The sequence below is a fragment of the Caballeronia arvi genome (genome assembly GCF_001544695.2).
GTDB lineage: Bacteria > Pseudomonadota > Gammaproteobacteria > Burkholderiales > Burkholderiaceae > Caballeronia > Caballeronia arvi.
Genome location: NZ_FCOM02000002.1, coordinates 326,188 through 351,989, shown reverse-complemented (window position 1 = coordinate 351,989; position 25,802 = coordinate 326,188). Strand labels below are relative to the sequence as shown.

26 protein-coding genes are annotated in these 25,802 nt (G+C 64.2%); 15 read left to right on the top strand and 11 right to left on the bottom strand.

The features are described from left to right. Positions 1-170: 170 nt before the first annotated feature. Both AWB74_RS04680 and AWB74_RS04675 read left to right on the top strand, forming a co-directional pair. The gene (locus tag AWB74_RS04680) at positions 171-770 is read left to right on the top strand and encodes an META domain-containing protein (RefSeq protein ID WP_087038842.1); all 600 of its coding nucleotides are present in this window, start codon (positions 171-173) and stop codon (positions 768-770) included. A gap of 177 nt (positions 771-947) precedes the next feature. After that, positions 948-4,409: an FtsK/SpoIIIE family DNA translocase gene (locus AWB74_RS04675; RefSeq protein WP_061145567.1), complete on the top strand. Its 3,462-nt coding sequence runs from the start codon at positions 948-950 to the stop codon at positions 4,407-4,409. A gap of 20 nt (positions 4,410-4,429) precedes the next feature. On the opposite strand, the gene AWB74_RS04670 is transcribed toward AWB74_RS04675, so the two are convergent. The 3 genes from AWB74_RS04670 to AWB74_RS04660 form a co-directional block, all read right to left on the bottom strand. Further along, positions 4,430-5,482 (bottom strand): CorA family divalent cation transporter, encoded by a 1,053-nt coding sequence (locus AWB74_RS04670; protein ID WP_235024476.1) that lies wholly within the window; start codon positions 5,480-5,482, stop codon positions 4,430-4,432. Between the two features lie 87 nt (positions 5,483-5,569). After that, positions 5,570-6,133, bottom strand: a complete 564-nt coding sequence (locus AWB74_RS04665) for an antimicrobial peptide resistance and lipid A acylation PagP (protein WP_061145565.1) — start codon at positions 6,131-6,133, stop codon at positions 5,570-5,572. A gap of 25 nt (positions 6,134-6,158) precedes the next feature. Beyond that, complete coding sequence (locus AWB74_RS04660) at positions 6,159-7,481, bottom strand: lactonase family protein (RefSeq protein ID WP_061145564.1); 1,323 nt, start codon at positions 7,479-7,481, stop codon at positions 6,159-6,161. Positions 7,482-7,689: 208 nt separating this feature from the next. On the opposite strand from AWB74_RS04660, the gene AWB74_RS04655 reads away from it, so the two are divergent. After that, positions 7,690-7,842, top strand: a complete 153-nt coding sequence (locus AWB74_RS04655; protein ID WP_087038840.1) for a DUF3096 domain-containing protein — start codon at positions 7,690-7,692, stop codon at positions 7,840-7,842. Positions 7,843-7,958: 116 nt separating this feature from the next. Here AWB74_RS04655 and AWB74_RS04650 read toward each other — a convergent pair whose 3' ends face one another. Then, complete coding sequence (locus AWB74_RS04650; protein ID WP_061145563.1) at positions 7,959-8,207, bottom strand: hypothetical protein; 249 nt, start codon at positions 8,205-8,207, stop codon at positions 7,959-7,961. Continuing rightward, the gene (locus AWB74_RS45520; protein ID WP_143749142.1) at positions 8,185-8,538 is read right to left on the bottom strand and encodes a hypothetical protein; all 354 of its coding nucleotides are present in this window, start codon (positions 8,536-8,538) and stop codon (positions 8,185-8,187) included. Before AWB74_RS45520 ends, AWB74_RS04650 begins: the two co-directional genes overlap by 23 nt. Before the next feature lie 136 nt (positions 8,539-8,674). Between AWB74_RS45520 and AWB74_RS04645 the strand changes: the two genes are divergently transcribed. Together AWB74_RS04645 and AWB74_RS04640 are read left to right on the top strand one after the other, a co-directional pair. Next, positions 8,675-10,549 carry a glycoside hydrolase family 15 protein gene (locus AWB74_RS04645; RefSeq protein WP_061145627.1) on the top strand — a complete coding sequence of 625 codons (1,875 nt, stop codon included), beginning with the start codon at positions 8,675-8,677 and terminating at the stop codon, positions 10,547-10,549. Between the two features lie 356 nt (positions 10,550-10,905). Next, positions 10,906-12,177 carry a polyhydroxyalkanoate depolymerase gene (locus AWB74_RS04640; protein WP_061145562.1) on the top strand — a complete coding sequence of 424 codons (1,272 nt, stop codon included), beginning with the start codon at positions 10,906-10,908 and terminating at the stop codon, positions 12,175-12,177. A 113-nt stretch (positions 12,178-12,290) separates the two neighbouring features. Here AWB74_RS04640 and AWB74_RS04635 read toward each other — a convergent pair whose 3' ends face one another. Beyond that, positions 12,291-12,923, bottom strand: coding sequence for a TetR family transcriptional regulator (locus AWB74_RS04635; RefSeq protein ID WP_061145561.1), 633 nt, complete (start codon positions 12,921-12,923; stop codon positions 12,291-12,293). 392 nt (positions 12,924-13,315) lie between these two features. Between AWB74_RS04635 and rsxB the strand changes: the two genes are divergently transcribed. The 3 genes from rsxB to AWB74_RS04620 all read left to right on the top strand — a co-directional run bounded on the left by rsxB (position 13,316) and on the right by AWB74_RS04620 (position 15,307). Next, complete coding sequence (rsxB, locus tag AWB74_RS04630; RefSeq protein ID WP_061145626.1) at positions 13,316-14,155, top strand: electron transport complex subunit RsxB; 840 nt, start codon at positions 13,316-13,318, stop codon at positions 14,153-14,155. 13 nt (positions 14,156-14,168) lie between these two features. Continuing rightward, a complete protein-coding gene (nth, locus tag AWB74_RS04625) occupies positions 14,169-14,813 on the top strand; it encodes an endonuclease III (protein WP_061145560.1) in 645 nt (214 codons plus the stop codon). A 62-nt stretch (positions 14,814-14,875) separates the two neighbouring features. Continuing rightward, complete coding sequence (locus tag AWB74_RS04620; protein ID WP_061145559.1) at positions 14,876-15,307, top strand: DUF1841 family protein; 432 nt, start codon at positions 14,876-14,878, stop codon at positions 15,305-15,307. A gap of 88 nt (positions 15,308-15,395) precedes the next feature. Here AWB74_RS04620 and AWB74_RS04615 read toward each other — a convergent pair whose 3' ends face one another. Further along, positions 15,396-15,776, bottom strand: coding sequence for a c-type cytochrome (locus AWB74_RS04615; RefSeq protein WP_061145558.1), 381 nt, complete (start codon positions 15,774-15,776; stop codon positions 15,396-15,398). A 45-nt stretch (positions 15,777-15,821) separates the two neighbouring features. Then, positions 15,822-16,187, bottom strand: a complete 366-nt coding sequence (locus AWB74_RS04610; protein WP_008350687.1) for a c-type cytochrome — start codon at positions 16,185-16,187, stop codon at positions 15,822-15,824. A gap of 407 nt (positions 16,188-16,594) precedes the next feature. Between AWB74_RS04610 and AWB74_RS04605 the strand changes: the two genes are divergently transcribed. From AWB74_RS04605 to AWB74_RS04575, 7 genes are all read left to right on the top strand, one after another. Continuing rightward, on the top strand, positions 16,595-17,437 hold the full coding sequence (locus tag AWB74_RS04605; protein WP_061145557.1) for an AAA family ATPase: 843 nt from the start codon (positions 16,595-16,597) through the stop codon (positions 17,435-17,437). A 4-nt stretch (positions 17,438-17,441) separates the two neighbouring features. Beyond that, positions 17,442-18,032 carry a GNAT family N-acetyltransferase gene (locus AWB74_RS04600; RefSeq protein WP_061145556.1) on the top strand — a complete coding sequence of 197 codons (591 nt, stop codon included), beginning with the start codon at positions 17,442-17,444 and terminating at the stop codon, positions 18,030-18,032. 24 nt (positions 18,033-18,056) lie between these two features. After that, positions 18,057-19,232 carry a vWA domain-containing protein gene (locus AWB74_RS04595; protein ID WP_061145555.1) on the top strand — a complete coding sequence of 392 codons (1,176 nt, stop codon included), beginning with the start codon at positions 18,057-18,059 and terminating at the stop codon, positions 19,230-19,232. A 10-nt stretch (positions 19,233-19,242) separates the two neighbouring features. Then, on the top strand, positions 19,243-20,439 hold the full coding sequence (locus tag AWB74_RS04590; RefSeq protein ID WP_061145554.1) for a benzoate/H(+) symporter BenE family transporter: 1,197 nt from the start codon (positions 19,243-19,245) through the stop codon (positions 20,437-20,439). Positions 20,440-20,511: 72 nt separating this feature from the next. Continuing rightward, positions 20,512-20,754, top strand: a complete 243-nt coding sequence (locus tag AWB74_RS04585) for an energy transducer TonB family protein (RefSeq protein ID WP_061145553.1) — start codon at positions 20,512-20,514, stop codon at positions 20,752-20,754. A 206-nt stretch (positions 20,755-20,960) separates the two neighbouring features. Continuing rightward, the gene (tal, locus tag AWB74_RS04580; protein WP_061145552.1) at positions 20,961-21,914 is read left to right on the top strand and encodes a transaldolase; all 954 of its coding nucleotides are present in this window, start codon (positions 20,961-20,963) and stop codon (positions 21,912-21,914) included. 238 nt (positions 21,915-22,152) lie between these two features. Further along, positions 22,153-22,581 (top strand): VOC family protein, encoded by a 429-nt coding sequence (locus tag AWB74_RS04575; RefSeq protein ID WP_061145551.1) that lies wholly within the window; start codon positions 22,153-22,155, stop codon positions 22,579-22,581. A gap of 11 nt (positions 22,582-22,592) precedes the next feature. Here the strand turns inward: AWB74_RS04575 and AWB74_RS04570 are convergent, their stop codons facing one another. The 3 genes from AWB74_RS04570 to AWB74_RS04560 all read right to left on the bottom strand — a co-directional run bounded on the left by AWB74_RS04570 (position 22,593) and on the right by AWB74_RS04560 (position 25,655). Then, entirely contained in the window at positions 22,593-23,702 is a 1,110-nt protein-coding gene (locus AWB74_RS04570; protein WP_061145550.1) for an FUSC family protein, read from the bottom strand. Positions 23,703-23,856: 154 nt separating this feature from the next. Then, on the bottom strand, positions 23,857-25,407 hold the full coding sequence (gene mctP / locus AWB74_RS04565) for a monocarboxylate uptake permease MctP (protein ID WP_061145625.1): 1,551 nt from the start codon (positions 25,405-25,407) through the stop codon (positions 23,857-23,859). After that, entirely contained in the window at positions 25,407-25,655 is a 249-nt protein-coding gene (locus AWB74_RS04560) for a DUF3311 domain-containing protein (protein WP_061145549.1), read from the bottom strand. The genes mctP and AWB74_RS04560 overlap by 1 nt, the downstream gene beginning before the upstream one ends. Positions 25,656-25,802: the final 147 nt, after the last annotated feature.

The window sequence follows — 25,802 nt, the reverse complement described above, 5'->3', positions numbered from 1 at the left end:
AGCGTCATCACAGACGGTATTGACACGCGAATGCGCGTCGGAATTCCCGTGCACTTTCTGTTACATCGGCATCGCGATAAGGCTGTCAATCATTTTGTTGCATCCGGAAGCTGGACAAATCGTAGGACGCGTGCGTTACGCTTACGGTTTCGCCAGCTTCAGGATCATCGATGCCCACGCCCTTCCTTCGCGCGCCCGCTTTGCCTTCCCGCCAGCCGCGCTCATCGTCAGGCTTCCTGTCGCGCCGCAAAGAAGCGCTCTCGCTGATTTCCCGTACGTGCGCGCTCATCGTCGCGGCAAGCCTCGCTGCCGGCTGCGCGATGCCGAAGCATCCCGATGTAGCCGCGCCGCCCACCGATCCCTATAATCCCGCCGCCACGCAATTGCTCGACGACACGCAATGGGCGCTCACTAGCTGGACCGACGCGAGCGGCCAGCCGCGCGCCGTGCCGCCCGCGGGCCAGGACGGCGCGCAGCCGCTCACGCTCGATTTCTCGACCGCGACCGGCCATCGCCAGGCGAGCGGCTTCTCGGGCTGCAACCGCTTCAGCGGCACGTACTCGCTCAAGGACGGCAAGCTCGCCTTCGGCCCGCTCGCCGCCACCCGCATGGCGTGCGGGTCCGGCACGGGCGCCACGCTGGAGCGGCCGTATCTCGACGCGCTTGCGCATATCGCGAAGAGCGGCGTGCAGATGAACGCTCCGCAAGCGCTGCAACTCACGCTCGACGACGGTCAGGTGCTCACCTTCGCGCGGCGCGCCGCAAAGTAAGAAGCGCGCCGCACGCATTGTCGAAACAGGTGTTGCGTACATGCGGCGAGCGCGTCGCGCGTGCGCGGCAACCGTTAAACTGCTCGATCGAACAGCCCGGCCGGCAAGCGGCATCGGCACGGCCGGGCAGCAGTCTCATTCGTTTGACCCAACATTGATTCAATCTCAGGCATGCACATGGTAGTTCTCGGCTGGTTCGGTGCATCGGTCGTCTGGTTTCTTCCGCTTCTCTGGCGCATCGTCAGGCTGGCGCTGCCGGGCGGCGCACGCGGCCCCGGCACGATCCGTCTCTGGCTCGGCTTCGCCGCCGTGCTGCTCGCGAGCAGCACGCTCGAAGGCACGCTCGCGGGCTCGTTCGAAACGCAGGCGAACATCAATCGCTGCGGGCGCGCGCTCGCTTCGGCGCTGAGCAGTTTCGTGCATCCGGGCGGCGCGGGCGCGATCGCGGCCCTCGTGCTCGCAATCTTTCTGCCGTGGCTCGTCGAATTCAGCTGGCGCTCCGTGCTGGCCTGGGCCGACGAGGCATTCGGCTTCGGCCTGCCGCAAAGCTGGCTCACACCGCGCGAGCGCGAGACCGAGCCTCGGCAGACCTCGCCCAGCCGCGACAAAGTCGCGGGCTGGTTCGAGCGCCGCGCCCACGCGAAAGCCTCGCGCGATTCGCAGGAACGCGGCCATCGCGCCGATCGGTCCGATGCGCCGTCGTCGCGCATTCCGCCCGACGAACCCACACTCGGTCTTCCGACCGGCAACCGCAGCAGTCGTTATCAGCGGCCGACCGTATGGCGGCCGCCCGCAGTAGGCAAAAACGCCGCCACGCGCGCGGCGGCGGCCAGTGCGAGCGCCGTGGCCACCGCCGAAGCGTATGCGAAGCGTCCCGCCTTCGAGGCAGCCGGCGTCTCGCCGCCTTCGGCACACACGGAGCCGGTCGCGCCTTCGGGCTGGCTGAACTCGCCGGCGTCTTCGGCGAATCGCGATGCCCGCACGGATTTCGCGCCGCGTCAGGCTTCCGCGTTCGAACCATCGGGATCGGGCTTGCGCGCGTCCGTCGCCGCTGACGAGCCGCGCGTCCAGACGCCGCCGATATCCGCGGCTCGCGCGGATCGCCCGCGCAGTCCGGCGATTTCGATGCCTGCGCAACGGACGTCGGGCATGGCGAGCGTGTCCACGTCCGCCGTGCCGGGTACGCATGCCGCGCGCAAACCATCGGCGCCGCAGTCGCCGCAGGATTTCAGACGACCGCCGGTACGCCCGGTCATGAGCGCGGCGACGCGCGAGTTCACGTCGGCGCCGCTCGACGCGCCCGCATTCTCGCGCCCGGCCGTGCCCCTCGGCCCACCCTCGCCGCCGCCCGCCCCCGACGCGATTCAGGCGACGCTCCGCTCCATCGAGGAAAAGGCCGCGCTGTGGACGTCGCTCGCCGGCGCGAGCCTCGCTCGCGGACATGTGGCGATGGCGAGGGCCGGCCAGCCCGGCATGCCGCCGAACGCCGAAGCGCCGGTATCGGCGGCAGCTGTCGAGCACGCGCCGGGCAATGTCGAAGCCGAGCGTGAGCCGCACGCGGAGCCGCCGATGACACCGCCCGCACCGATTCACGAGATCGAAGAAGATATCGACACGCCGCTGATCGACGCCCTGGCGATCGCGCCTGCACTCGTCGAGCCGCCGCCGCTCTTCGACGTCCGTCTGTCGCAGCCGGTCGCCGAAGTCGCTGCAGAGTCGCTCGAAGTGCCGATGAGCGAAGTCAGCACGGCTGAAGCGCCAACGCTCGCCGCACACGTGCCGGAGCCAGAGCCGGACTTCCGCGAAATCGTGCAGACGCCGCCGTGGCTGGATGCCGTCGATTTCGGCAAGGACGAGAGCGAGCCCCCTGCCCCGTCGCTTTTGCACATCGTCGACGAGCAGAACATCGAATCCGAAGCGCAGGAGGAAGAGGAAGCGGAAGACGAACAGCCTGTCGCCGAACGGCAGGCAGCCGGCGACGAATTCGCGCCGCCGTCGAACATCGTGCGCTTTCCGATCACGACCGGCAGCGCGGCCACGCCGCCCGTCCCGCCGGCCTTCGCCGCATCCGCGCCGCCGCCCTCCCCGTCCGAACCGCGCGCGCCCGTGCGCGGCTTTGCGCCCGCCGAATTCGAATTCCATGCGCCGCACGCGTCGGCGGTGGAACTGCCGACGCTCGATCTTCTCGAGCCCGCCTCCGGCGAAATCGAGCCTGTCTCCGAGGAGCGCCTCGCCGAAACCGGCCAGCTGATCGAGCAGCGTCTTCAGGAATTCAAGGTGCCGGTGACGGTGGTCGGCGCATCGGCCGGTCCGGTCATCACACGCTTCGAGGTCGAGCCGGCGCTCGGCGTGCGCGGCAGCCAGATCGTCGGGCTGATGAAGGATCTGTCGCGCGGACTCGGCCTCACGTCGATACGCGTCGTAGAAACGATTCCCGGCAAGACCTGCATGGGCCTCGAACTGCCGAACGCCAGGCGGCAGATGATCCGCCTCTCGGAGATTCTCGAGGACGACGTCTATCGCCACTCGAAGTCGAATCTGACGATCGCGATGGGCAAGGACATCATCGGCAATCCGGTCGTCACGGATCTCGCGAAAGCGCCGCACATGCTCGTCGCGGGCACGACGGGCTCGGGCAAGTCGGTGGCGATCAACGCGATGATCCTCTCGCTGCTCTACAAGGCGAAGCCCGAGGACGTGCGCCTCATCATGATCGATCCGAAGATGCTGGAGCTGTCCGTCTACGAAGGCATTCCGCATCTGCTCGCGCCGGTCGTCACCGACATGAAGCTCGCGTCGAACGCGCTCAACTGGTGCGTTGGCGAAATGGAAAAGCGCTACCGGCTGATGTCCGCGGTCGGCGTGCGCAATCTGCAGGGCTTCAACCAGAAGATTCGCAACACCGAGGCCGCGGGCAAGAAGCTCACGAACCCGTTCTCGCTCACGCCCGATGCGCCCGAGCCGCTGTCTACTTTGCCGCTGATCGTCGTCGTCATCGACGAGCTCGCCGATCTCATGATGGTCGCCGGCAAGCAGATCGAGCAGTTGATCGCGCGTCTCGCGCAGAAAGCGCGGGCGGCCGGCATCCACCTGATTCTCGCGACGCAGCGGCCTTCGGTCGATGTGATCACCGGCCTCATCAAGGCGAATATTCCGACGCGCGTGGCGTTCCAGGTGTCGTCGAAGATCGATTCGCGCACGATTCTCGACCAGATGGGCGCGGAGTCGCTGCTCGGCGCCGGCGACATGCTGTTCCTGCCGCCCGGCACTGGCTATCCGCAGCGCGTGCATGGCGCGTTCGTCGCGGACGACGAAGTGCATCGCGTGGTCGAGCATCTGAAGCAGTTCGGCGAGCCGGAGTACGAGGAAGGCATTCTGTCCGGCCCGACCTCCGAAGGCGGCACGCCCGACCTCTTCGGCGACACGCCCGATGCCGAAGCCGATCCGCTCTACGACGAAGCCGTGGCCTTCGTCGTGCGCACGCGGCGCGCGTCGATCTCGTCGGTGCAGCGGCAATTGCGCATCGGCTATAACCGCGCGGCGCGGCTCGTCGAGCAGATGGAAGCGGCGGGCCTGGTCTCGCCGATGGGCAGCAACGGCAATCGCGAAGTGCTCGCGCCGCCCGGCCCGGCCGACTGATCGACTCGATCGACTGATCCCTACCAGAGCCGCAAGCGGCGCAACAGAAAGATCGTGATGGCGGCGCAGGCCGCCATCACGCCGATCACGATCCAGAACGACACCGGGTCTTTCGTGCCCGGCAGGCCCGCCACGTTCATGCCGAAGATGCCTGTCACGAGCGTCGCGGGCAGCAGCAACGCGGACATGATCGCGAGCCACAGCAGCTTGCGGTTGATGTCCTCCGAAAGCGCCGCGGCGATTTCATCCTGCAACAGCTTCGCGCGCTCGTAGAGCCCCTCCAGACCGCCGCCCAGGCCGTTCAGGACCTGAATCGCCTGGACGAGCGCTTCCATCGAGCGCGGCTCGGCCCATTCGAGCTTGCGCAGAACGAGTTGTGTCAGCGCGTTGCGCTCCGGATCGATGAAGCGCCGCACTTCCACGAGACGCCGCCGCACGTCGCCCAGCACGGAGCGGCACCTGACGTGACCGCCTTCGAGCACGGTTTCTTCGACATCGTCGAGACAGTCGCCGATTTCGTCGATGCGGTCCGCGAAGGTTTCGTTCAGCGCGCGAATCAGACCCGCGAAGAGATCGACGGTATCGCGGAACATCGCGCCTTCGAGCACGGCATGACGCAGCCGGTCGGTCGATTCCAGCGGCCGCGCGCGCACCGTGATCATCCGATGTTTGTCGACGTAAAAGCGCAGCGCGCCGGTCGCGCGGTTCGCCTCGCGCGCGCCGGGCGCGGCGGCATCCGGCGTCTTCGCGACGAGTTCGAGATCCGCGACGACGCCATACATGAAGTTCGACCCGATATGCACGCGCGGGCGCTTGTCCTCGCCGTTCAGGAATTCGCGCGCGACATCGGGCATCGACGTGACGCCTTCGAGCCAGCCTTCGACGGTGTCGTCGTTCGCGGACAGATGCAGCCACGTCGGGCCGTCGCCCACGACGGAATCGCGCGCTTCGTCCCACGTGAGCCGCAACGCCTCGCCGCCCGCGAAGCTGAACGCGCTGATGAATCCCGGCGGCGCGGGCTCGTTGCGTTTGAGCGGGCGTTCACCGGCGTCGAATGTGCGAGTCGTGTTCAATCTTGCGTTCCCTGCCATTACCTTTCGATATCCTCAGTACACCTTTCAGTCGCGCGCGGCCGAATGGCCGAGGCGAACTGCATCGTACTAGAACTCGTAGCGTCCCCAGAAAAACGCGACATCGCCGTCGTTCAGGCCCGGAATGCGGGGGATGAACGTCGCCATCACCGATGCGCGCTGAAAGCGCACCGAGCCGACCGGCAGCGCGAGCGGCAACGGCACGTAATGCGCGATATCGCTGCGCGCCGTGACGCCGACGAAGAATCCGCCGCCCGCCTGCAACCCGCCCAGCACCGGCTTCGTGTACCACTGGCGCGCATAGCCGCCGATCGGCTGGAAGTTGTGATGCGAATCGGAGAAGGCGAACGCGAACAAAATATCCTCATTGCCGTTCGCATCGGTCCAGTGCTTGCCCGCGCCGCCGCCGTACGACCACGGGTTGAGCTCACTGCGGTTGTCGAAGCCATCGATATGCCAGCCGTAGCCGGTCACGTACAGATCCCAGGTGCCTTCGTGCGCGGCGCGCATCACGCGTTCGCACGCCGACGACATCCAGTCCCGCTTGTAATCGCATTCCGTTCCGCTCGCGCGGGCTGCGAGCGGCGCGCACAGCAACGAAATCGTGACCGCCTTGACCCATGTTCGTTTCATCGTCGTCGGACCGCCCGCTAGCCCGTCACGAAGGCGATACGAACTTGAAATCGACCGGCGAGCCGATCGAAAGGCGCTTCGGGTCGGACGCGAGTTCCCCCGTCTGCGGATCGCGGCGGAAGAAGTACGCGCTGTCGCTTTCCTGATTGCCGACGACGAGCCAGCGCCCGGTCGGGTCGATCGCGAATTCGCGCGGCGTCTTGCCGAGCGTCGGATAGCGCCTGAGGAGCTTCAGATGGCCGTTCTTCGGATCGACCGAGAACGCGACGATCTCGTTCGCGTCGCCGCGGTTGGTCGCGTAGAGAAAGCGTCCGTCGGGCGACAGATGGATCGCGCCGCCGCCGATCTTGCCTCTGAAGCCCGGCGCGATCATCGATGCGGTCTGCACTTGCGTGAGCTTGCCGTCGAGATAAGCGAACACGAGGACCGACGCGTTCAGTTCGGTCGTCAGATACGCATGCTGGCCGCTTTCGTCGAAGATCAGATGGCGCGGGCCGGAGCCCGGCGCGATCGGCGTGTAGCGCGCTTCGGTCGGACCCAGCAGCCCGCGGCTCGACTGCGACGGCGGGGGCGTGTAGCGATAGGCGAACACCTTGTCGACGCCGAGATCCTGAGCGAAGAGATACTTTCCGTCGGGTGAGAATACGGTCGAGTGGACGTGCGAATTGTCCTGCCGCCCTTTCACCGGGCCGCCGCCCTCGTGATGCACCGTCAGCACCGACGTGCCCACCTGGCCGTTCGCCGCGAGCGGAAAGACGGCGAAGCTGCCGCCCGGATTGGACGCGACCGAATAGTTGGCGGTGAGCAGATATTTGCCGTCGGGCGAGATCGCCAGATAGCACGGATCGTTGCCGTCCGACGAAACGCGGTTGAGAAAGCTCAACTGGCCGGTCGCGCGATCGAAGCGAAACGCGCTCACGCCGCCGCGCTGCGTCGCGGGGCCGTTGTCGCCGGGCAATTCGTTCACCGCGTACACGTAATTCCGGTCGCGGCTCACGACGAGATACGACGGGTTCACCGTCTGTGCCGACGCGATACGGGTCAGTTCACCATTGCCCGTATCGAAGCGATAGACGTAGATGCCTTCGCTTTTGCCGCCGCCCGTGTAGGTGCCGACGAGCAGATCGTAGACCTCGGCGCCCGACGCGCTCACGGTGGACGCGGTGGACGCGGTGGACGCGGTGGACGCGGCGGACGCCGGGGCCGATTGCGCAAAGGCCGACGCCGCCGTCAGCGACAGCATCAGCGCAAAACCTTTCGCCCACGCGGCGGGACTCGCACGCAGCGGGCGCGCGTCTTGCAAGAACGGCATGAGCGTATTCGCGCCGGATGAATGGCTCGGGTGCATGAAACCTCCTCATCGTTTCTTTGCCGCTTGTTATCGGAGCAAAGCGAAGCGACGCGAGTGCGCCGGCATCGCGAAACCCGCGACGTGCGGCAGCAAGATCCGCTCCAAAGACGCGGAACGCCATCGCAAGGATCGGGCTCGCAGCCAAGATACACCACGCACCACAGGTCAACCGACACGATTCGAATCAACAACAGGAGTTGCCGCGATGACTATCCACCTGAGCCTTGCCCCGCTGGTTTCGCTGATCGCCGGCATCCTGATTCTCGTCGTGCCGCGGCTGCTCAACTTCATCGTCGCGATCTATCTGATCGTGATCGGGCTGATCGGCTTGTTCGGCATGGGATCGGCCCACTTCTGACATAGGCACGCGAAAACGCACGCGCACGGACTGAACCGCGCACGTGCGCAAAGTGTCACGAAAGAAGTACACGCGGGCTGGCCGCGCCGGAATGTGTACCGCGGGCGTAAGCCGCTTCAGCCGTTGGCGAGCTGATCGAGTCGCAGGCGTCCCTGTAACGACAACGCACCGACCGAGACGCCCGCAACGCCGAAGCTGTAGCGGCTGAAACAGTCGCGTTCGGTGAGAAAGGCCGCGGCGGTGACCATCGCGTTGCGCGACAGGCCGAGGTGCGTGTGATCGAGCGCGAGGAGCGTTTCGGTGTCCGAGACGCGGCTCGCGGCGGAAAGAATGGCGATGCAGTCAGCTTTCGACGGATAGAGCATGGGTTCTGTTCCTCGAAAACGCTACGTTAAGGACCGGCCGGACGACGCGCTGCGCGATGACATGGCGACCGGGATCTGCAGGAAAGACGCGCGAAAGGCAGAAGAGTTTCAGTGCGCGGTGTAACAAATGAAACCGCGCCGAAAGGTTTTCGCGAAGCTTCATTCTAAACATCAGTCGAATATTTTTACAACCGATCGATCGGCGCTTCGTTCGCGTTTTTCCGCCAATGACGCGCGGCACGCCGCCGCATGTCGCGTTGCGCGCCGTCATCGGCCGGCCCGCTTTCCTGCTCTTATCGAACGATTGCGGCAGAATGCGGCCAGAAAGCATGCGTGGCGTCCAGCTTGCTCATCGCGGACGCGGCGCTTCGCCCTGGGGCGCCCGCAGCCTGCGTCCCCAATCTTTTGCTCAACCCGCGACGCGCGCTTCGGTTCGGCCCGCGTCGCCAGCAGGAAGATGTTCGCTCATGCCAGCACTGATTGAAGACTATGCGATGGTCGGCGACGGCCACACCGCAGCCCTGATTTCCCGCGATGGCTCCGTCGACTGGCTGTGTTGGCCGCGCTTCGACTCCGGCGCCTGCTTCGCGGCGCTGCTCGGCACGCCGGAGCACGGAAGGTGGCTCATCGCGCCCGAGATGCCCGACGGCGAGACGCCTGTCATCAAACGCCGCTATCGCGAGGACACGCTCGTCCTCGAAACGGATTTCGAGACCTCACAGGGCGCCGTGACCCTCGTCGATTTCATGCCGCTGCGCAACGGTCATTCTGAACTCGTGCGCATCGTGATCGGACGGCGCGGCACGGTACGCATGAAGATGGAGCTCGTGCTGCGCTTCGATTACGGTTCGGCCGTGCCCTGGGTCAGCCGCCTGCCCGATGACAGCGGCATCCGCGCGATCGCCGGACCCGATCTCGCGCTGCTGCGCACGCCCGTCGAGCTCGTCGGCGAGAACATGCATACGACCGCCTGTTTCGATGTGAGCGCAGGCGAACGCGTGCCCTTCTCGCTGTGCTACTCGCAATCGCATCTGCGCGTGCCGCACGCGTCCGATCCGCACACGCAACTCGCGCGTACGGAGAACCACTGGCGCGAATGGTCCGGTCAGAGCGAAATCAAGGGCCGCTGGGCGAGCGCGATCCGCCGCTCGCTGATCACGCTGAAGGCGCTCGCGTACGAGCCGACGGGCGGCATCGTCGCGGCGCCGACCACCTCGCTGCCGGAGCAGCTCGGCGGCACGCGCAACTGGGACTATCGTTACTGCTGGCTGCGCGATGCGACCATCACCCTGCTCGCGATGATGCGCGGCGGCTACTACGACGAAGCCCGCGCGTGGCGTGCGTGGCTCGGCCGCGTGATGGCCGGTTCGCCGTCGCAGGTCCAGATCATGTACGGCATCGCGGGCGAGCGCCGCCTGCCCGAGTGGGAGATTCCGTGGCTGCCGGGCTACGAGGGCGCGTCGCCGGTGCGCATCGGCAATGGCGCGGTCGACCAGTTGCAGCTCGACGTCTACGGCGAAGTCATGAACGCACTGCACCTCGCACGCGTCGGCGGCCTGCAAACCGACGAAACCGCGTGGTCGATCCAATGCGCGATGCTCCAGCACCTCGACACGATCTGGGAGCAACCCGACGAAGGCATCTGGGAAGTGCGTGGCGAACGCCAACACTTCACGTTCTCGAAAGTCATGGCGTGGGTCGCGTACGACCGCGCGATCAAGTCGGCGGAGACGTTCGAGTTGCCAGGCCCGATCGACCACTGGCGCGAAATGCGCGCGCGCATCCGCGCGGAGGTGCTGAAGAAGAGCTGGAATCCCACGCTGAACTCCTTCACGCAGGCCTACGGCAGCGACGCGCTCGACGCGAGCCTGCTGCTCATTCCATTGCTCGGCTTTTTGCCACCAAAAGATCCGCGAGTGACCGGAACCGTACATGCGATCGAGACCACTTTGACGCACGATGGCCTAGTGAAGCGCTATCACACCGCCGAAGTCGCGGACGGATTGCCGCCGGGGGAAGGCACGTTTCTGGCTTGTAGCTTCTGGCTGGTCGACAACCTGGCGTTGCAAGGCCGGATCGACGAAGCGCACCAGATGTTCGAGCGCCTTGTCGGTCTTGCGAACGATGTCGGGTTGCTGGCCGAGGAGTACGACACGGTGGCGAAGCGCATGGTGGGCAATTTTCCGCAGGCGTTCACCCACGTGGCGCTCGTGCACACCGGAATGAACCTGATGCGTCACGAGGAAGAAATGGCGAAGGCGGTTGGCCAACCATCTGGCTCCGAAAACCACGAAGGTGCGAACGATCGGACGACGGTTGACGCAGTTGCAGGAAGATCTTAAATATCTGTTTTGTTTGGCGAAATTAACCGTTTCGCGGTAATATTGGTGCAATGCACAAAAGTTAGGATGTCGCGATGTGTTGTTTTCCGCGCCGGCAATTTCAACCGGTTGGTTGAATTGAACGTTTAATGCGCGGAAAATCTTGCCTCGGCTCTAGGATCGTCTTCCAGAAGTCGATAACGCGCAGGTGGCAGCACTGAAAGGCATTGCAGCATCGCAGGAAAGACAGTGCCCCGGCAGCATGGCGCCAGCCCGCCGCGCCGCCGGGGATCTTCGAATGCCGTTGAAGCTCTTCGCCGGAAGTATTGCCGGGAGCAACGGGCGTACCGGTTTCCACCGGAGTTACTGGGGCAACCATGCTCTATCAAATTCACGAATTCCAGCGAGCCCTGTTGTCTCCCCTCACAGCATGGGCCGAGGCCGCATCGAAGTCGTTCGTCAACCCGGCCAGCCCCCTTGCCTATGTTCCTGGTTCGAGCCGCCTGGCCGCCGCGTACGAGTTGCTGTACCGGCTCGGGAAAGACTACGAGAAGCCCGAGTTCAGCATTCATCAGATCGTCAAGGACGGCCATAACATTCCGATCGTCGAGCAGACGGTGGTCGAGAAGCCGTTCTGCCGCCTGTTGCGCTTCAAGCGCTTCGCCGACGACAGCGCCACCGTCACCAAGCTGAAGAACGAGCCGATCGTGCTCGTGTGCGCGCCGCTCTCCGGCCATCATTCGACGCTCTTGCGCGATACGGTGAAGACGCTGTTGCAGGACCACAAGGTCTACATCACCGACTGGATCGACGCGCGCATGGTGCCGATCGAGAACGGCCGGTTCCATCTGGACGATTACGTCGAGTACATCCAGGAATTTATCCGCCACATCGGCGCGAAGGATCTCCACGTGATCTCGGTGTGTCAGCCGACCGTGCCGGTGCTCGCCGCCATTTCGTTGATGGCGAGCCGCGGCGAAGACACGCCGCGCACGATGACGATGATGGGCGGCCCGATCGACGCGCGCCGCAGCCCCACGTCCGTCAACTCGCTCGCGAACGAGCACTCGTACGAGTGGTTCGAGAACAACGTCATTTACACGGTGCCGGCGAACTATCCCGGCGTCGGCCGCAAGGTTTATCCGGGCTTCCTGCAGCACGCGGGCTTCGTCGCGATGAATCCGGAGCGCCATCTCACGGCCCATTGGGACTTCTATCAAAATCTGCTGCGCGGCGACGATGACGACGCCGAGCAACATCGTCGTTTCTACGACGAATACAACGCCGTGCTCGACATGGCCGCCGAGTATTACCTCGAAACCATCCGCATCGTGTTCCAGGAGTTCCGGCTCGCGGAAGGCACGTGGGAAGTCAACGGCGAGCTCGTGCGTCCGCAGGACATCAAGCACACCGCGCTCTTCACGATCGAAGGCGAGCTCGACGACATTTCCGGTAGCGGCCAGACGCGCGCCGCGCACGACCTGTGCACCGGCCTTCCGGCGAAGCACAAGCGGCATTTCACGGCGGAAAAAGCCGGCCACTACGGCATCTTCTCCGGACGCCGCTGGCGCACGATGGTCTATCCGCAATTGCGCGAGTTCATCCTCGAGCACGACAAGACGCCGAAAACCGAAGCGGTGCCCGCGTAATAGCGAGCACCCAAGCGTCGAAACCGATTCCATCGCATCAAACGAAAACGTCGCGCCTTGCAAAAGGTGCGACGTTTTTTCTTTTCGGACGGCGGATTTGAGGCGGCTGGGAATCAGCGGCGCGTCAGATAAGCCATCAGCAATTCGGTATTCATCCGCACGATCTGGTCGCGCTGCGTCTGCTCGCTGAAGTCGAGCCCGAAAGTGGCCTCCAGCGTGAAGCGGTTTGAGACGATGTAATAACCGAGTCCCGACAGGATGATGTAGAACTTGAGCGGATCGACGTCGGTGCGGAACAACCCTGCCTTCTGCCCGCGATCGAGAATCGTCGTGAGCGTCGTGACGATAGGCGAAATGAGCTCGCGTATTCGATTCGAACCTTTGATATAGCGCGCCTCGTGCAGATTCTCGTTATTGATGAGGCGCAGCAGTTCGGGATGGTCCCGATAATAATCCCAGACGAAATGCGCAAGGCGCGTCATCGCTTCGATGGGCGCGATGCCGTCGAGTTCGAGCGTGCGCTCGGCGTCGACGAGCGCGGCAAGCGCATGTTCGAGCACGGCGGTGAATAACTGCTCCTTGCTACCGAAGTAGTAATAGAGCATTCGTTCATTGGTCTCCGCCCGGCGCGCAATCTGGTCGACGCGTGCGCCGAACAGGCCACCGGCAGCGAATTCCTCTGCGGCGGCAAGCAAAATACGGCGACGGGTGCCTTCCGGATCTCTTTTGATTTTCGGCTGATTCATGATGGCATGACTCGGGAGCCGCGTTGCCGGGTTAGCGTCACGCGGCCCGCATTGGGATACATGACGTGAACGGGCGCTGCCCATTGGTTAATTGGGAAACACCGTCCTGCGGTCGAACGGAAAAGCACTTCGATTATGCGCACATTGAACGAACATTGGCAATTGGGATTCAAAGACATTCGGCACGACCGTTGACGACTTCGGCGATAATGTCGGTTAAAGCCGAGCGCGCAACCGGAAAGCGGGACGCGCGCCGAACCGGCAGCGTGCCGACGTCGTGGACGCCGAAGTGTTTTCAGCGCAGCGGCGCGTGCGGCGTGATCACAGCAGCGCCGCGTTGCTCACATCGCGCGCACGCTGCGCCCGTCCCCAAGGCATCATCGCAATTCCTCGTGACCGCAACCGTTTCCAGAACGCTCGCAGAGCGCATCGAAGACCTGCTGCCGCAGACGCAATGCACCAAGTGCGGCTATCCGGCCTGCCGGCCCTACGCCGAAGCCATCGCTGCGGGCGAGGCGAACTACAACCAGTGCCCGCCGGGCGGCGCCGAAGGCATCGCGCGCCTTGCCGCGCTGCTCGGCAAGCCCGTGATTCCGCTCGACACGACGCATGGCGAGGAGCGCGCGCGGCCGCTCGCCGTCATCGACGAGAACGTGTGCATCGGCTGCACGCTGTGCATGCAGGCCTGTCCGGTCGACGCGATCGCCGGCGCGGCGAAGCAGATGCACACGGTCATCGCCGAACTGTGCACGGGCTGCGATCTGTGCGTGCCGCCCTGCCCGGTCGATTGCATCGCCATGGTGCCCGTGACCGGCGAGCGCACCGGCTGGGACGCATGGAGCCAGCAGGAAGCCGATGCGGCGCGCGCGCGTCACGACCGTCGCCTGACGCGCCTCGAACGCGAGCGCGCAGCCGCCGAAGCACGGGCGAACGCGCGCCAGGCATCGCGGACGGCGCAAGCCGAACCCAAAGCGCAGGAAAAGCCGGAAGCGCCCGCCGCGCACGAAGATCCCGAAGCGAAGAAGCGCGCGATCATCCAGGCCGCGCTCGAACGCGCGCGCAAGAAAAAGGAAGAGATGGCGAGCCTCGGCGCGGGCCCGAAAAACACCGCGCAGGTGAGCGCTGCGGTGCAGGCGCAGATCGACGCGGCCGAGGAGCGCCGCCGCCGTCTCGGTTTGACGGACGACGAAAACGCGCCCCACTCCGGTAACGGCGACAAATCCGCGCGATAACGGACATCGAACAATGAACGCCACGAAGCGCCGCGCCATTTACGAGACGTTGCAAAGCCTGAATCCGCATCCGACGACCGAGCTCGAATACACGACGCCGTTCGAACTGCTGATCGCCGTGATGCTCTCCGCGCAAGCCACCGACGTCTCCGTGAACAAGGCGATGCGCAGGATGTTTCCCGTCGCCAACACGCCGGCGGCGGTGCTCGCGCTCGGCGAGGAAGGCGTGTCGGACTACATCCGCACCATCGGGCTCTATCGCACGAAAGCGAAGAACGTGATCGCGACGTGCCGCATCCTCATCGATCAGCATGGCGGCGAGGTGCCGGACGATCGCGAGGCGCTCGAAGCGCTGCCGGGCGTCGGCCGCAAGACCGCAAACGTCATTCTGAACACCGCGTTCGGGCAGCCGACGATCGCCGTCGACACACATATCTTTCGCGTCGCGAACCGCACCGGGCTTGCGCCCGGCAAGGACGTGCGCGCGGTGGAAACCGCGCTCGAAAAGTTCACGCCGAAGGAGTTCCTGCGCGACGCGCATCACTGGCTGATCCTGCACGGGCGCTATGTGTGCAAGGCGCGCGTGCCCGAGTGCTGGCATTGCGTGATCGAGCCGCTCTGTGAATATCGGCCGAAAACGCCCGCGCCTGTCGAATGAGCGGCCGACTGCGCGACGGGCTACAATGACGAGTTACGAAACGCGAATCGAATCAATACGTTATGTTCAACCCTAGTCGCGACGAAGTCCGTCAGTTCTTCACCGAAACATGGCGCAAGGAGCGCGCCGCCGAGATTCTGACGCCGCTCGAAAGCATGGCCGCCGACTGGATCGGCGAGCATCCCGAGTATCACGACGCGCTCGCGAATCCCGAAGCGCGCGACGCCGATTATTCGCCGGATCGCGGCCAGACCAATCCGTTTCTGCATCTGTCGATGCATCTCGCCATCAGCGAGCAATTGTCGATCGATCAGCCGCCGGGCATCCGCCGCGCGCATGACAGGCTCGTCGCGCGCCTCGGCTCGCCGCACGAGGCACAGCACGCCATCATGGATTGCCTCGGGCAGGTGATCTGGGAAGCGCAACGCTCGGGCACGCCGCCGGACACCGACGCCTATCTCGCGCTGATCGAGCGGCGTGCTTCGCGCGACTAAGCATCGCCAGACGCCGGAAACAAAATGAAAACACCCCGCACGAAGCGGGGTGTTTTCACGTTCAGAACAGCCTTCGAACGCCGCGCGCTTACTTCTTCAGCACGAGACTGCCGTCGAGCGATTCGATATACGCCGCGAGATCCTTCAGGTCGCTCTGCGACAGGCTTTGCACCTGCGCCGCCATGATGGCGTTGTTGCGGCCGAAGTTCGGGTTGTTGCCGCCGATCTGATACTGACGCAGCGCCCAGTAGATGTAGGTCGCGTGCTGGCCCGCGAGCCGCGGATATTCGCCGCTCACCGGCTTGTTGAGACCGGGGCCGTGACAGGCCGCGCAGTTGTGGCTGTCGGAAAGCGCCTTGCCGTTGCTCACGTCTGCCGCGTGCGCCGTGCCGAACGCCGTCATGCCGATGAGCGCCGCTGCCGCGCATGCTGCCTTGAAGCTGCTTTGAAGTGCCTTGGAGGGCTTCATGAATTCTCCTTCCCGTTGTCGCTCTGGCGTGGTTTCACGCCCGGATTACTTGTCGGGATTGTTCTTCGATTGGGGAGTTTGCGCGGCGTAGTACGCGGCGATATCGGCGATGTCCTGATCCGACAGCGTCGTGGCGATGGCGCGCATGGTGTCGAAATGACGGTCGCCCTTCTTGTAGGCATGCAGCGCATTGGCGATGTACTGTGCGTTCTGGCCGCCCAGCATCGGCACTTCATAGACCTCGGGGTACGCGGTGCGATAGCCGGGAATGCCGTGGCAGCCGATGCACATCGCGACCTTGCCCTCCGCAGCCTTCGCGTTGCCGACGACGTCGGCCGACGCCTCACTCGCGAAGCCGGCGAGACCGGACAGCGCTGCAATCACGGCACATTTGCCGACGAAATTGTTCATAGCTCTTCTAACCTGGCTTGAGGGGAAATCCGGCGCTCAAAAGGCCGCGGCCCGCGCCGAGCGCGCTACAACCTTCTCGGGACTCTCGGGACTCTTTACTGCTGCAGGGTCTGTCGCCACGCAGGCCAAAAAAATCGGGCTAATTGTACCGCGCGACCTACCCTCCGTCCACACACCAACCGCGCGGAACCCTTGCTGGCAATGGGAACCGACTGAAAAGCAGTCGTTGAGCCTGCGACATTTCGCCCCTGTACAAGCGATGAGTCCGCGTGCGCGCTCGCTTCCAACCCATCCGGACGCGTGGCGGCAACCCGCCGATGGAGCGGCTCAAACGATACCCGGCGCGCCTCAATGCGGAAAGGTCTTCTGACTTATACTGGGATTTTTTTGCCAACCGGATCTTCGTCATGCGTTTCGAAGGCTCATCGCAATACGTCGCAACCGACGATCTCAAGCTCGCGGTGAACGCCGCAATGACGCTGCAACGGCCGTTGCTCATCAAGGGCGAACCCGGCACCGGCAAGACGATGCTCGCCGAGGAAGTCGCCAGCGCGCTCGGCATGCCGCTCCTGCAATGGCACATCAAGTCGACGACCAAGGCGCAGCAAGGCCTGTACGAATACGACGCGGTATCGCGCCTGCGCGATTCGCAACTCGGCGACGAACGGGTGAAGGACATCCGCAATTACATCGTCAAGGGCGTATTGTGGCAGGCGTTCGACGCGGACCGGCAGAGCGTGCTGCTCATCGACGAGATCGACAAGGCGGACATCGAATTTCCGAACGATCTGCTGCGCGAACTCGACCGCATGGAGTTCTACGTGTACGAGACGCGCGAGCTCGTTAAAGCGAAGCATCGGCCGCTCGTGATCATCACGTCGAACAACGAAAAAGAGCTGCCGGACGCGTTTCTGCGCCGCTGCTTCTTCCACTACATCAAGTTCCCCGACGCCGAGACGATGAAAGCGATCGTCGACGTGCATTTCCCCGGCATCAAGCAGGATCTGCTCGCGGCGGCCATGCAGAGCTTCTTCGAATTGCGCGGTGTATCAGGGCTGAAGAAGAAACCGTCGACGTCCGAGCTGCTCGACTGGCTCAAACTGCTGCTCGCGGAAGACATTCCGCCCGAAGCGCTGCGCTCGTCGGATCAGAAGCAGATCGTGCCGCCGCTGCATGGCGCGCTGCTCAAGAACGAACAGGACGTCGCGCTGTTCGAACGGCTGCTGTTCATGAACCGCAATCATCGCTGAGATCATGAGCCGCTGGATCGAACCCGTCACGCTGGAAGGCGAGCATGTCAGGCTCGTGCCGCTCACGCACGAGCATGAACCCGCGCTCACCGCCGCCGCGAGCGATGGCGAACTGTGGAAGCTCTGGTACACCTTCGTGCCCTCGCCCGACCAGACTCGCGCTTATATCGACACCGCGCTCGACATGCGCGACCGGCTCGGCGCGCATCCTTTCGCGGTCGTCGATGTAAAGAGCGGCGCCATCGTCGGCTCGACGCGTTACTTCGCGGTCGACGAAGCGAACCGTCGGCTGGAAATCGGCCATACGTGGTACGCGAAGCGCATGCAGAAGACCGCGCTCAATACCGAAACCAAACTGCTGCTGCTCACGCACGCGTTCGAGAAGCTCGACGCGATTGCCGTCGAGTTCCGCACACATTTCATGAACCACGCATCGCGCACGGCGATCGCGCGGCTCGGCGCGAAACAGGACGGCATCCTGCGCAGTCATCAGGTCGGTCGCGATGGCGTGCTGCGCGACACCGTCGTGTTTTCCATCATCCAGTCGGAGTGGCCGGCGGTGCGCGCCAATCTGAACTACCGGCTCGACCGCTAAAAACGTCACGATGGAGAGCGCGCCATGCTGATCGACTTCTTCTACTCGCTGCGCGACGCGAAGCTGCCCGTCTCGGTGAAGGAATACCTGACCTTGCTCGAAGCGCTCAAGGCGCAGGTGATCTCGCCCTCGCTCGATGAGTTCTATTTCCTCGCGCGCATGACGCTCGTGAAGGACGAGAAGTACTTCGACAAGTTCGATCGCGCGTTCGGCGCCTATTTCCACGGCGTAACGCAGCTTCCGGACGAAGCCTTCGACATTCCACTCGACTGGCTCAAAAAGCGCCTCGACCGCGAATTCACCGCGGAAGAGAAAAAGCGCATCGAAGCGCTCGGCGGCATCGACAAGCTGATGGAGCGTCTGAAGGAGCTGATGGACGAGCAGAAGGAACGTCACGAAGGCGGCAACAAATGGATCGGCACGGGCGGCACGTCGCCCTTCGGGCACGGCGGCTATAACCCGGAAGGCATTCGCATCGGCGGGGAATCGTCGGGGAATCGCACGGCCGTGAAAGTGTGGGACGAGCGCGCGTACAAGGATTACGACGATCAGGTGGAAATCGGCACGCGCAACATCAAGGTCGCGCTGCGGCGTCTGCGGCGCTTCGCGCGCGAAGGCGCGGCCGAAGAACTCGATCTGCCCGACACGATCCGCAGCACCGCCGCGAACGCCGGCTGGCTCGATCTCAAGATGGTGCCCGAGCGCCACAACAACGTGAAGGTGCTGATGCTGCTCGACGTCGGCGGCTCGATGGACGATCACGTCAAGCGCGTGGAGGAGCTTTTCTCCGCGGCGAAGGCCGAGTTCAAGCATCTCGAGTTTTACTATTTCCACAACTGCGTCTACGACTATCTGTGGAAGAACAATCGCCGCCGTCATCAGGAACGCACACCCACCTTCGACGTGCTGCACAAGTTCACGCCGGACTACAAGCTGATCTTCGTCGGCGACGCGACCATGAGCCCCTACGAAGTGCTACAGCCGGGCGGTTCCGTCGAGTACAACAACGCCGAAGCGGGCGCCGTGTGGCTGCGCCGGCTCGCGGACCAGTTTCCGCATCACGCGTGGCTCAATCCTGAGCCCGAGCGTCTATGGGAATACCGGCAGTCGATCTCCGCAATCCGCGACGTCCTCGGCAACCGCATGTACGGGCTCACGATGGCCGGCCTCGAAGCCGCGATGCGCGCGCTGTCCAAATAAGAAACCCGAAATGAAAGCTTCCGCTCCGGCGCCCGCCGCGCCGCGTTTTCTCTTTGACACGTCGCTGTCCACCATCGTCGCCGGCTTCGTCGCGATGATGACCGGCTACACCAGTTCGCTCGTGCTCATGTTCCAGGCGGGCCAGGCCGCGCATCTCACCGACGCGCAGATTTCATCGTGGATCTGGGCGCTCTCGATGGGCATGGCGGTCTGCACGATCGGCCTGTCGCTGCGCTATCGCGCGCCGGTGGTCGTCGCGTGGTCGACGCCCGGCGCGGCGCTGCTCGTCTGGTCGCTGCCGAACGTCGCCTATGCCGATGCGATCGGCGCGTTCATCGTCTGCGCGGTGCTGCTGACCGCCGTCGGCCTCACCGGATGGTTCGACACGCTGATGAAACGCATCCCGTCGGGCATCGCCGCCGCGCTGCTCGCGGGCATTCTGTTCGAGATCGGCATCGAGATTTTCCGCGCCGCCGAACATCGCACGGCGCTCGTCATCGTGATGTTCTTCGCGTATCTCGCGGCGAAGCGCTTCACGCCGCGCTACGCGATTCCGACGACGCTCGTGGTGGGCGTCGCGGTCGCCGGCGGCCTCGGGCTGCTCGACTTCTCGCGCTTTCATGTCGCGCTCGCGCATCCCGTTTTCACGATGCCCGCGTTCTCGCTCGCCGCGATCATCAGCATCGGCGTGCCGCTTTTCGTCGTCGCGATGGCTTCGCAAAACGTGCCCGGCTTAGCCGTCCTGCGCGCGGACGGCTACACGACGCCTTCCGCCCCGCTCATCTCGACGACCGGCATCGCCTCGCTCGTGCTCGCGCCGTTCGGCTCGCACGGCGTGAATCTCGCCGCCATCACCGCCGCGATCTGCACCGGCCGCGAAGCCCATGAGAATCGCGACAAGCGCTATACGGCGGCCGTCTGGTGCGGCATCTTCTATCTGATCGCGGGCACGTTCGGCGCGACCATCGCCGCGCTGTTCGCGGCTTTTCCGAAGGAGCTCGTCGTCTCCGTCGCGGCGCTCGCGCTCTTCGGCTCCATCATGAGCGGCCTCGCCAACGCGATGCAGGACGCGCGCCAGCGCGAACCGGCGCTCGTCACGTTCATGGTGACGGCTTCGGGGCTCACGCTCCTGTCGATCGGCTCCGCGTTCTGGGGGCTCGTCGCGGGCGTCGTGACGCATGTCGTGCTCAACGCCCGGCGGCCCTGACGCGGCCTACAATGGCGGGATCGGCCCCGTTTTCCGGACCGAACTTCCGTTACAGACTGGTGGTATTCCGTCATGGCTTTGATCGACAAACTGCTCGCGCGCTCCACGCCGGGCACCCAGAAACGCAAGACGATCGTGCGCGTGCTGCTCGACGACGCCGGGCACGTGCAGGACGTCGTCCTGAAGATGAGTTGCGGCGATCCGGCAAAGGACGCGCACGCGCTCGAAGAAGTCCGCAAGATGCGCTTCGCGCGCGGCCAGCTCGGCTCGGGCACGGTGCGGCGCTGGCACGAGCTCGCCTACGCGGCCGATTGAACGCGCGCTTGCGCGTCCTGTCGAAACCCGGCGTCGTCCGGGCATTGACGCGCACGGTATCAGCGCGCTCGCCGCGCTCGGGACTAGAATGGGAGAATGACATTCAGGGGCGCGCCGCGCGAAGGAAGTCGCCGCGCGGCGTCGCATTCATGGGCAATCCGCGGGTTACCGCAATTTGACAAGGCGCATCGCGTCTGAGACTCGACATGACATCCGCTCTCGACCAGCTCAAGCAATACACGACCGTCGTCGCCGACACGGGCGACTTCCAGCAATTCATCGCATTCAAGCCGCAGGACGCGACCACGAACCCGTCGCTGATTCTGAAGGCCGTCCAGAAGGACGATTACAAGCCGCTGCTCGAAAAGACCGTCAAGGAGCACGCGAAACAGCCGATGCCGCAGATCATCGACAATCTGCTGGTCGCGTTCGGCACCGAGATTCTGAAGATCATTCCGGGCCGCGTCTCCACCGAAGTCGATGCGCGCCTCTCGTTCGACACGAAGAAGTCGATCGACAAGGCGCACGACATCATCAAGCTATACGAAAACGCGGGCGTCAGCCGCGACCGCGTGCTGATCAAGCTCGCATCGACCTGGGAGGGCATCCGTGCGGCCGAAGTGCTGCAGAAGGAAGGCATCCACTGCAACATGACGCTGCTCTTCTCGCTCCCGCAGGCAGTCGCATGCGCCGAGGCGGGCGCGCAACTGATCTCGCCGTTCGTCGGCCGCATCTACGACTGGTACAAGAAGTCCGCCGGCGCGGAATGGGACGAAGTGAAGAACGGCGGCGCGAACGATCCCGGCGTGCAGTCGGTGCGCCGCATCTACTCGTACTACAAGAAGTTCGGCTACAAGACCGAGGTCATGGGCGCGAGCTTCCGCACGGTGAGCCAGATCACCGAACTCGCGGGCTGCGATCTGCTGACGATCAGCCCCGATCTGCTGAAGAAGCTCGCCGACAGCAACGACAAGGTGGAGCGCAAGCTTTCGCCTGAAAACGTCAAGAACGAGAACGTGGAGAAAATCGGCGTCGACGAGCCGACCTTCCGCTTCCTCGTCAACGACGACGCGATGGCGACCGAAAAGCTCGCGGAAGGCATTCGCACGTTCGCCGCCGACGCGATCAAGCTCGAAAAGCTGATCACCACGCTGCAGTAACGCGCGGTTACGCCTGACGACGCGTGCAGATTCGTCCGCGTCCGATGGCCCGAAGCTGTAAATACAAAACCGCAAATCGCACCGGCGCATTGGTTCGATTTGCGGTTTTTTCCGTTACACCGACTTGCGCCGCTTCTTGACTCAATTTGACCTTTTCCGAGTCAGGGCGACATTCCATTGCAATAGACTTTCAGGCTTCGGCGGCATGTCCGCTTTATGTGCACGGAGTCTCTCGGTCATGCAACTGGATACCTATCTCTTCTTCAACGGCGATTGCGCAGCCGCGCTCGAGCTGTATCAGGCCGCGTTCGGCGCGCAGATCGCCGCGCTGGTCCGCTTCCGCGACGCGCCGGACGGCGGTAACGCACCGCCCGACTGGCAGGACAAAGTCATGCACGCAGTGTTCTGCGTCGGTCCTAACGCGATCATGGTGTCGGACGGCCGCTACGGCCAGCCGCGCAAGGACTACTCCGGCTTTACGCTGTCGATCGCCGCGGACAACGCGCAAGCCGGCGAGCGCGTCTTCAACATGCTCGCCGAAGGCGGCAACGTGCTCACGCCGTGGCAATCCACCTTCTGGACGCAAGGTTTCGGCATGCTGACGGATCGCTTCGGTGTGCCCTGGCTCATCAACGTGGTGCAGGCCGACGAAGCACAGGCAGCCTGAGCGTCGGCGAATCATCCATTGAGCGGCCGCGCACCTTCTATATTCCACTGCCGCTCGATTTCTGACAGACGCAGGCGTAAGCGTTCCACCTGCTCGACGAAACGCATCGCGAGCCAGTGCATGCCCTGCGTCGCGTCGTTTTGCCCTTCGTCGCCGATGCACGGCTGCGGCAGCGGCGACAACTCCACTGCACGGTACAGCAATCCCACGCGCCCGAAACGCAACGCGCGCGCCATCTGCAAGAGTTGCTGGCGCACCGTGTACTCGCGCGGCGTGCATGCGATCGCGAAGCCGCCCGGCGATGCGCCGGCCACTTCGGGCATCGATCCGACCAGTAGTTCCAGCGCGGCGAGAATCGAACGGTGCAGCCGCTGGATTTCCTCCAGACGCGCCATCGGCACGTCGGTTTCCTTCGAGACCGATTCCATCAGCCCGCGCGATTGCACGAGCCGCTGGCTCATCCCGAAAAAGTGCCGCGCGGACTCCTCCGCGAGCAGCGGCGTGCCGTCGAGCAAGGCGCCGTAGAGCCGCGCGCATTCGCGCAGATTGTCCGCGAGCCGGTAACGCCACGAATACGTCGCGTACTGCGGCAGAACGAACGAGAACCCGAGCGCGATCACGACGCCGATCATCACATTGGCCGTGCGCCACAAGCCGGTGGAAAGCGGCAGGTCGCCGTGACCGGAGACGATCACCATCGTGATCGCCGTGAGCAGCGCGACATAGCCCGCCTTGCCGATCGCGTAATAGGCGCATCCGCCCGCGATCACGCACATCAGCACAAAGAAGACCATCGGCGAGCCGGTGAGCATTTGCGCGACGATCAGCACCAGCCCGAAGCACGCGCCGAGCGCCGTGCCGACCGCGCGCTCGGCCGCCTTCTTGCGAATGTTGCCGTAGTGCTGCAACCCGCCGATCACCACGAGTACCGACACCGAAGCCCAGACGCCGTGGGGCATGTCGATGCCCGTCGTGACGGCGATCGACACCGCCATCGCGAGCCCGACGCGCACCGCGTGGATCATCGCCGCGTGCCGGTAGCGGAAGTACGGCGACGCGATCCATTGAAGAAGGCGCGCGAATCGGCCGCGCCGGAGTGACGTCGATGTTGGTGAAAACATGGTTCGCTCGCGTCGATGAAGACACACGCCTCACAAACGAAGGCGGCCTGAAAACGAAACGCCCGCAGCGGCCAGTCGGCTGCTACGGGCGTTTTACCAGCTTTTCGCGACACGCGTCGGGCGGCTGACCGGCGCGTGACCGCGGCGTGCCGGATCAGCTTTCCACGATGTCCAGATAGTCTTCCGGACGCGTGCGGTCTTCCGAGCGCTTGAGGCCCATCACGCGCACCAGCAGGCTCACGACGACCGAAACGATCAGGTTGGCGATCAGCGCCCACACAGCCGCGTAGCCCGGCACGACATAGCCGAAGAGATGCATCGGATAGATCGAGCTCTTCAGTTGCAGCGACACGGCCATCCACGTGCCCACGCCGATGCCCACCGCCCAGCCGATCAGCAGGCCGCGATGATCGAGCACGCGCGTGTAGAGGCCGAGCACGAGCGCGGGCAGCGTCTGGATGATCCAGATGCCGCCGAGCAGTTGCAGCTGGATCGCGTAGGTCAGCGGCAGCCCGAGAATGAACGCGACCGCGCCCACCTTCACGATCAGCGACACGAGCTTGGCGACGTTGGTTTCCTGCTCCGGCGTCATCTTCCTGTTGACGAACTCGCGATGCACGTTGCGCGTGTACAGGTTGGCCGCCGCGATCGACATGATCGCCGCCGGCACCAGCGCGCCGATGCCGATCGCCGCGAACGCCACACCGACGAACCACGACGGGAAGTAGTGCAGGAACAGCGCCGGCACCGCGAAGTTCGCGCCATAGGCCTTGAAGTACGGCGCGTACTCCGGCATGTCCTTCACACCCGACGCGAGCGCCATGTAACCGAGCAGCGCGAGCAGGCCGAGCACGAGCGAATACGCCGGCAGCAGCGACATGTTGCGGCGGATCGTGTTGCCCGAGTTCGACGACAGGATCGCCGTCACCGAGTGCGGATACAGGAACAGCGCGAGCGCGGAACCGACCGCGAGCGTCGCATAGGCGCTGTAGCCGTTCAGGCTCGTGGCGTCCGGTGCCTTCAGCAGCAGCTTTTCGGGTGGCACCGTGCTGAAGATGTGCCCGAAGCCGCCGAGCTGTGCCGGAATCACGAGCACCGCGGCGATGATCGTGATGTAGATAAGCACGTCCTTCACCACGGCGATCATCGCGGGCGCGCGCAGGCCCGACGTGTACGTGTACGCGGCGAGAATCGCGAACGCGATGATGAGCGGCAGATCGCCGATGAGGCCTTGCGTGGAAAAGCCGAGCCCACCGATCACCACTTCGATGCCGACGAGCTGCAGCGCGATGTACGGCATCGTCGCGACGATGCCCGTCACGGCGACGGCAAGCGCGAGCATGCGGCTGTTGTAGCGCGCGTGTACGAAGTCGGCGGCGGTCACATAGCCGTGACGCTTCGCGATGCTCCAGAGCTTCGGAAACACGACGAACGCGAACGGATAGATGAGGATGGTGTACGGCAACGCGAAGAAACCCGTCGCGCCCGCGCCGAACACGAGCGCCGGAACCGCGACGAACGTGTAGGCGGTATAGAGATCGCCGCCGAGCAGGAACCACGTGACGATGGTGCCGAAGCGGCGTCCGCCGAGACCCCATTCGTCGAGTTGGGCGAGATCGCCGCGGCGCCAGTGCGCGGCGACGAAGCCGAGAATCGTGACACCGACGAAGAACAGAACGAAGACGATGGTTGCGGTGAGATTCATCATCGCGCACCTCCGTTCTTACGGCCCGAAGGCAGCGCCTTGGTCTTCTGATAGACGACGGCCGTGATGACCGCGCTGATCAGCACCCACAGAAGCTGATACCAGTAGAAGTACGGAAAGCCCCACAGAACGGGCTCGATCTTGTTGTAAAACGGCACCCATACCACACCGATCCACGGAAGGATCAAAAGCCAAAGCCAATGCTTATTGCGCGGTTGTCCGGTGCCGGTCGCAGCTTCGTGGGCCATGAACGGTCTCCTCTTGTTTTGATTCGCTTGGGTTATCGCGAGCCCGGCGGGATGCCGGTGTCGGGCAGACATGCCGCTGAAAGCGCCCCGAAATAACAGGGGGAGTATATGGACCCTTAAAACATGGTCAAGCAGGGAGAATCCCGA